The organism is Moorena sp. SIO4A5, assembly GCF_010672005.1.
In the GTDB taxonomy this organism is placed as follows: Bacteria; Cyanobacteriota; Cyanobacteriia; order Cyanobacteriales; family Coleofasciculaceae; genus Moorena.
On sequence record NZ_JAAHHZ010000242.1, the window covers coordinates 1 to 7,151 of the forward strand.

Sequence of the window (7,151 nt, forward strand, 5' to 3'; positions counted from 1 at the left end):
GCAACTCCTCAGTTTGATAACTGATACAATTGTTTCAACTGTAACTCCCAAACCAACTACGAACAAAGGATCTTTTCCACATCTGCTCATCCTTTTGTAAACAAATATTAATTTCGCCAGCCGTATCAAAATTAGGGAAGCAACGGGGGATTTACCAAAACCAGACCATCTAAATTCATTCTTTAATGTCTTTATGCAAAGCGCGAGTGGGGAAAACTCCCTTTGGCTGCACCGGTAGTCACTCATGGTGGGGGAACCCCCGCATGAAGGCGCTACCTCGCTGCACTGCTTGAGCAACGCTAATTTTACATTTTCTTTAGATTTGCTTTGTAAAGAGTGACTAGCTTAACCTTAGCATCGCTACTTAAGTATTGTAACAAAAATTTACAAATTTTCCTAGGGGTAGCAACAAATTTTTTTGGCTGTCCGGCAAAATTCATCCCACACCTATGCATAGCATAGGTGTGGGATGAATTTTGCACAGGGTATTAATAAAATTGCTATAATATATTCTGATAAACAAAGCCGTTCGCGCAGCGTGGCCAAAGGCCTTAAATGCTGGTTTGTCAGCCACTAAAAAACAGAACTTATTGTATTGTTCCGGCGCGGAGGGGCATCCCGTGTCGTTAATAAAGCTTACCGAGTATCCGAACCGTTGGGTGGAGTTGGTAAGAAGCCCACACTGTAATCTTTGATGAGCGTGTGGGAGTATGTCACAAAACTGTATTTCTAAGAACAGACTTAATGGACGGTCAAGGTTTAATAAAACCGGAGCACTGCACTGCGAATGATGGCAACACAGGCAGTCAGGACGAGTCTCTTCTAGGGTGAAGGGTGTCATTCCTTGTGGTTGACATTAGACGGCTATCCTATTAAGATAAGTATTTATTACTACTAACCGGCGGCTCGGGCTAACCCCACTCACAGTAACCATACTCGTAATCATCACCCTCCTCAATTCCTGATTGCGACCGGTACAGCTGTTGTGCTAGTAGGGCAGTTTCAACCTTGGAAAAAATAGGTAGGGAGATGGTCGGGTGGTCAGATGGGGATAATTTTCGACAAGCGATGCAGGGAGGTAGCGCGGTGTTGGGGATCCCCCCCATGAGCGACTACCGGCTTGGTATTACGGGTTTTCTTGATGAGCAACTGCATCAAGAAAAGGTCATAGTCGGGGTTTTCGGCAAATTTGATCAACACTGATTTTTGCTACTTAACATTTCTTTACCCACGTCTGTAGATTAAAGCAGACTAATTAGTATGGTGTCAAAGGTGCTTATTCGATTATTTTTAATCAAATTTAGTTTTATTTAGCCATTTACCTATCCTTATATCCTCTTATCTCCGAAAATCGTTAAATTATTGCCTGTTAAAGCTGTATTTACTGTGGTAACAGGGGCTGGGGTGGTTCACGCTTTCCAAATTTTGTTCAGGGTAAACACATTTTAGTTACAAATACCTACTGGATATGAGAGTCATAAAATAAGTATTTTTACTTATTACTTCTGATTAAGGTTTCGAGAATTTAGATGGGTTTGCCCTGGGGGGATTTTCAGATAGCATCCCCTGCAGCTGAAAGAAATTTGCTCTAATCTGATCTAAGAGGAATCTATTAGGCATAAATTAACCGTCCTTTGGGAGTTGGGACTTAGTAAATAGTGCCTCAAAAAAAAAAATTTACAAAAATTCAAAAAATATGCTATGATATTAAATTTTTTGTGCTAAACTGAAATTGTGGAGAATAAAATCCACGGGAAGAGCCAGCCTAGAGTTTTCGTCAGGCTGGAAGGCTGGCTCTGGGTCCCCTTTACAGGAATCGGGTAAATCTGCGGGATTACTCCCGCTTCGTCCCCAAGGCACCGTGCGAGCGAGTCTCCAAGCACACGGCGCGCCCAACTTCTTTAGAACACGTTTTCTTTTGCGACTTACTTTTCCTTGAATCCGGGTTTGTACCTTTTGGCTTTTGTCCCTTCTTCTTGGAGGGTTTTTTTAATCCCATTTTTAGCATTTGTTGTATTTCGGGATTTGTCGCACCCAGGGCATGGATTGAGTGATGGCAGTCATTGTGTAAGTATATTAAATTGTCATACTTATCTGTGCCGCCATCCTTTTTTGGTGTTATATGATGTAGATGCACAAAATCAAACCTTCCAAGGGTTTGATTACAGACAGGACATATGTATTTCTGTCTATTTGCTATTTTGTCTTTTCCGTTGGATAGTCTATTTCTTGCGGTCTTTTGTCTCTGTTTATTTTCCCTCTTTTCCCAGTATTCTTTGAGTTCTGGGTCGTCCGGGCTATGAGTATGTGTGACCTGGGTGTGTCTTTCGATATTGACCCATGCAAGCTTAGTGAGATAAACTTTCCTTTCTCCAAATACCCATTTATCGTCTCTTCCGGGACATAATTTCCCGAAATACTTCTTGTACAACCATTCCCGGGATTTTTGATGCTTTCTTAATCCCCATCTTGTTAACTTCCAGAATATGTAGCTGTCAATCTTATTGAAGATTTCTGAAGATACTGCTCCGCTGTGGTAATTTCCCCACCCTCTTATAATCGGGTTGAGTCTTTTGATTACCACTTCCTGTGGAGCTTCTCGTACCTTCTTGAATTCCTCTTTAAGTTTGGTTTTAAATTTCGCTACATTCTTATCTGAAGGTTTAATGATGGTTATATACCCGGATTTTCTGGTACTGGTATTATGTTTCCTGAAGTTCCATCCCAGAAAATCAAATCCGGTGGTCAAGTGGGATATTCTAGTTTTCTCGAAGGATAATGTTAGTCCTTTTTTGGATAACCACTCTTCAGCGATTTTCTTAGCATTCACCGCATCTTCTTTGCTTTCGGTGAGGATTACAAAGTCATCGGCAAAGCGGACGTAAGTCCTTGGTGTCCTATTTTTCCAATTACCACCGTTTTTAGATTTATTGTCTTTGCACCAGGTGTATTTAATACCTAATTCTTCCTCTAATCCATGTAAGGCTATATTGGCCAGGAGAGGGCTAATTATTCCACCTTGAGGGGTTCCCTGTTCGGTGTCGTAGAAAGTTCCTTTGTGTACATATCCTGCTTTCAGCCATTCTTTTATTAGTTTGGCTGCGGGAAAACTTCCAATTGTTTCTAGTAATGGTTCATGGGCAATGTTATCGAAGCATCCTGAGATGTCCGCGTCTACTACCCACCATTTCCTGTTGTTTTCTCCCTTAATGTTTAGGAATATCCTTTGTCTTGCGTCATGGGTACTTCTTCCAGGTCTGAACCCGTATGATACTGGTTCAAACATTGCTTCCCATGATGGCTCAAGTGCATTTTTGACTATACCTTGTAGGCATCTGTCGGTTATGCTTGGAATCCCTAATGGCCTTTTCTTTCCATTGGATTTTGGGATGTAGATGCGTTTGGTTGGTATTGGCTTCCATGTCTTATATGTGGTGAGGGAATCGACCATTTTCCCTCTTTCCGCAGGGTTTAATTTTTTCTTTCCGTCTATCCCTGCTGTTTTTTTACCACTATTTACTTGGGTTGCTTGTTTGACTGATATCAGGATATTGGAATAGCTACGGAGAGCTAGTCTTTGTAGTTTGTTGACCTTTTTCCAATTACCCTCACGTGTCGCTCTGAAAATTCTACGTCTAAGTTTCCTGACCGTCCTGTAGGCACGTTTCCAATTGATAGCGTGCCAGTCAGTGGTTTGTTTAGTTACGATACCGTTCCCTTTTGGTTGCGGTTCTATCTTTTCCATATACAATTAAGGTACTTACGTATTATTTCCCTAGCTCGAAGTCAGTTCTGAAATTCAGCACTCTTTCAAGTTAAGGGATTTCCCTCTATCCAACCAGTTATATACTTTCGTATTTTCCTGTTGCCTTTCGGCTGTTGGCTTTTGCTTGGTTCAGTCTTCTACCGGGCTGAGAGTTATACCTCCTCTTACGATTTGGCTACCTACATCAATCGACCTAGATGTAGGACTCAACCTCGGCTTACCTGTTGACACACTAAGAAGTTACGAATCTGAGGTTGCCGCCTATACACCGAGTCCATTTTGGGATTCGATTGCCTTTTCATCGCAAGGCTAATCCAGGAGCTGGCACCTTCCATTACCGCTTTATCAGAGGGTGTTTATTATAACGATGCCTTATAGTGGCGATTCATCAATTTCAACCTTTTGATTCTTTTCCTAACCCAACAACATCTTTTTCACGGCATGTAAAGATTTGTTGTGCATTCCCCTCTAGCTCTGAAACCTAGTGATTCGGGAGTGTCGTAGCCTTAGCCGCGATATCCATCTCACTACGCTCCTTCGGGTGGAAACTAGTCTGAATCCAAGACTAGGAAAGGGTTCTAGCCTTTCACTTCCAAGAGCGCCTTTCAGTCGCCCGATAACTTAATATTATGTCCCATCGCCTATACCCATGGGTAATGGTGAGGTTGTTACCACCGATGGCACCAGTGGTTTTCGCTCGGTTCGAGAACCCTACTGATGCTAAGGGCTATATGCAGGTACTGAAACTGCTGATGCCTGGTGCCAAGTTTCTACTTTTTTTTGACCTTCAACAATAATCATTATTGACGAACAAATTCAGAACTTGATTCTGTAGCTAACAAGCCATGGTTTTGTTTAAATTCAGCCAACAACCGAAAAAAATATTCAAAACCTACTTTTTCATCATGACAAGAAAGCATAATTAACTTAGCCCATGACGTAACCGACTTAACCCCCAGTTTTTCCTGTAGCCAAGGTTGAAACTCCTCATAAAATTTGGCTTCTGCTTCAGTCAACTCAATATCCATCTCACTGCGAGCATATTCATAGCCAACTAAAAACATAAATAAATCGGTTACCGAAGGACGACCAATATACATACCAGGGCATTTTTCGATTTTTTCTAGAATATCAAATAATCCATTCATAACAACTATACTATGTAAGCATTCAGATTACTTGATTAATCAAAGGGTTGGGCACGGGGAAACTCCGCACCCAACCCTTGTAATCCTTGCAATTGAAAATTGCGATTAAACGACAGCAGGCTCCTGCTCGGCAGACTTAACTTTACTCAAAAGCTCTTGCAATTTGTCACCCTCAATTACTTCCGTGTCCAATATTTCTTTAGCAATGGTTTCGAGCAACTCCCGATTCTCGTTCAGAATCGCTAATGCTTGTTGATGACCTGTTTCGACAATCTCTTTGACTTCATCATCAATCGCCTTAGCAGTTTCATCGCTGACATTGCGGCGGGGATTCATCATCCCATCTCCGAGAAAGCTTGACTGCTGACCTTTCTGGTAAGCTAACGGTCCGAGAACTTTACTCATGCCATAGGTGGTTACCATCTGCTCCGCTAAATCCGTAGCTCGTTGGAGGTCATTGGAAGCGCCAGTGGTAATGCTATTAAACACAATCTCTTCTGCTGCCCGTCCACCAAGTAAGGTAGCAATCTGACCTTGGAGTTCTTTCTCGTCCATTAAGAAGCGGTCTTCTGTAGGCATTTGCAAGGTGTAGCCTAGTGCTGCCATCCCCCGTGGCACAATCGAGATTTTAGCGACTTTACTTCCACCAGGCATCAAAGCACCAACTAGAGCATGACCGACTTCATGGTAAGCAACGATGGTTTTCTCTTTGTCATTGAGTACCCGGCTTTTCTTCTCTAGACCAGCCACTACTCGCTCAATCGCTTCCGCAAAGTCTGCCTGGGTTACTTTTTCTTTGCGGTTGCGGGCAGCTAACAGCGCTGCTTCATTAACCAGATTAGCAAGGTCAGCACCAGCAAAACCAGGAGTACGAGTTGCGATCGCTTTTAGATCCACATCCTCCCCCAGCTTCACTTTCTTAGCATAGATTTCTAGAATTTTCAAGCGACCGGATAAATCGGGACGGTCTACTAACACTTGTCGATCGAATCGTCCTGGTCGTAACAGAGCTGGATCTAGGGTTTCAGGGCGGTTAGTGGCTGCTAGCACAATTACCGTAGCATCACCAGCAGCAAACCCATCCATTTCCGTTAGCAACTGGTTGAGGGTTTGTTCCCGCTCATCGTTCCCACCAACAAAACCAGAACCACTAGCACGGGATTTACCAATAGCATCCAACTCATCAATGAAAATAATACAGGGAGCTTTCTTTTTGGCCTGTTCAAATAAATCCCGGACTCTGGCAGCACCAGCACCAACAAACAGTTCTACAAACTCAGATCCAGAAATACTAAAGAATGGTACACCAGCTTCCCCAGCTACTGCTTTAGCCATTAGGGTTTTACCCGTTCCAGGAGGTCCAACTAATAGCACTCCTTTTGGAATTCGTGCTCCTATGTTAGTAAACCGTTGGGGCGTTTTAAGAAAATCCACAATTTCCTGTAATTCAGTCTTGGCTTCTTCTACCCCAGCCACATCATTAAAGGTAACTTTAGTGGTATCATCTTGCACATAAACCTTAGCTTTACTCTTGCTAATAGACAAAGCACCTTGGGGTCCACCACCACCAAAACGCCCTGCAAAAAACTGCAAAATGCCAACAAAAATTAGTGGAGGTATCACCCAGCTGAGCACGATGGTAAACCAGCTTCGTTTAGGGGGAGGAGCAGCAGCAAATTCTACTCCTTTATCTTCTAACCGTTGGGGTAACTCTAGGTCATAGATTGGGGTCGTGATCAGAATTTGTCCTGGCTCTTCAGTATCAGCTTTGAGCTGATACTGGATTTGGTCTTGCCCAACATAAACCCGCGCTACCTTTCCATCTTGGACTTGGTCAATAAACAAGCTGTAGGGTACCCGAGCGATTTTCTGTCCGAAGAATCCAGGCAAGAATAGGTTAGCTACAAGAAATAAACCCCCTAAAAACAAGAGAATATTGCCAATTAGGCGAGATCGAGGGGGTTGAGGTTTGTCTTTAATACTCATAGATGCAACGTAGTTAAATCCACAGTAGTCTTTGTTTAAAATGCTTTTCTTATACAGGCTCAAAGCCCTTACTCTTAGCCTACCAGGGTACGGTTAAAAGTTATAAGCTGTCACCCATTTAAATTGTTAATTGGGGAGATGGGGAGATGGGGAGATGGGGAGATGGGGAGATGGGGAGATGGGGAGATGGGGAGATGGGGAGATGGGGAGATGGGGAGATGGGGAGATGGGGAGATGGGGAGCTGGGGAGA

General features: G+C 43.1%; 5 protein-coding genes. 1 reads left to right on the forward strand and 4 read right to left on the reverse strand.

The window, feature by feature from the left end:
- Positions 1-1,041: 1,041 nt before the first annotated feature.
- Together F6K57_RS33690 and ltrA are read right to left on the reverse strand one after the other, a co-directional pair.
- Positions 1,042-1,200, reverse strand: a complete 159-nt coding sequence (locus F6K57_RS33690; protein WP_293072300.1) for a hypothetical protein — start codon at positions 1,198-1,200, stop codon at positions 1,042-1,044.
- A gap of 634 nt (positions 1,201-1,834) precedes the next feature.
- Entirely contained in the window at positions 1,835-3,745 is a 1,911-nt protein-coding gene (gene ltrA / locus F6K57_RS33695; RefSeq protein WP_293072301.1) for a group II intron reverse transcriptase/maturase, read from the reverse strand.
- Between the two features lie 650 nt (positions 3,746-4,395).
- Between ltrA and F6K57_RS33700 the strand changes: the two genes are divergently transcribed.
- The gene (locus F6K57_RS33700; protein WP_293072302.1) at positions 4,396-4,563 is read left to right on the forward strand and encodes a hypothetical protein; all 168 of its coding nucleotides are present in this window, start codon (positions 4,396-4,398) and stop codon (positions 4,561-4,563) included.
- A 3-nt stretch (positions 4,564-4,566) separates the two neighbouring features.
- On the opposite strand, the gene F6K57_RS33705 is transcribed toward F6K57_RS33700, so the two are convergent.
- On the reverse strand, positions 4,567-4,914 hold the full coding sequence (locus tag F6K57_RS33705; RefSeq protein ID WP_293037145.1) for a hypothetical protein: 348 nt from the start codon (positions 4,912-4,914) through the stop codon (positions 4,567-4,569).
- Between the two features lie 105 nt (positions 4,915-5,019).
- Positions 5,020-6,900, reverse strand: a complete 1,881-nt coding sequence (ftsH4, locus tag F6K57_RS33710) for an ATP-dependent zinc metalloprotease FtsH4 (protein WP_293072303.1) — start codon at positions 6,898-6,900, stop codon at positions 5,020-5,022.
- Positions 6,901-7,151: the final 251 nt, after the last annotated feature.

Bases quoted from the DNA above. Each gene is read 5' to 3' on its own strand.
- ltrA (WP_293072301.1), bottom strand. From the start codon at position 3,745: ATGGAAAAGATAGAACCGCAACCAAAAGGGAACGGTATCGTAACTAAA.
- F6K57_RS33700 (WP_293072302.1), top strand. From the start codon at position 4,396: ATGTCCCATCGCCTATACCCATGGGTAATGGTGAGGTTGTTACCACCG.
- F6K57_RS33705 (WP_293037145.1), bottom strand. From the start codon at position 4,914: ATGAATGGATTATTTGATATTCTAGAAAAAATCGAAAAATGCCCTGGT.
- ftsH4 (WP_293072303.1), bottom strand. From the start codon at position 6,900: ATGAGTATTAAAGACAAACCTCAACCCCCTCGATCTCGCCTAATTGGC.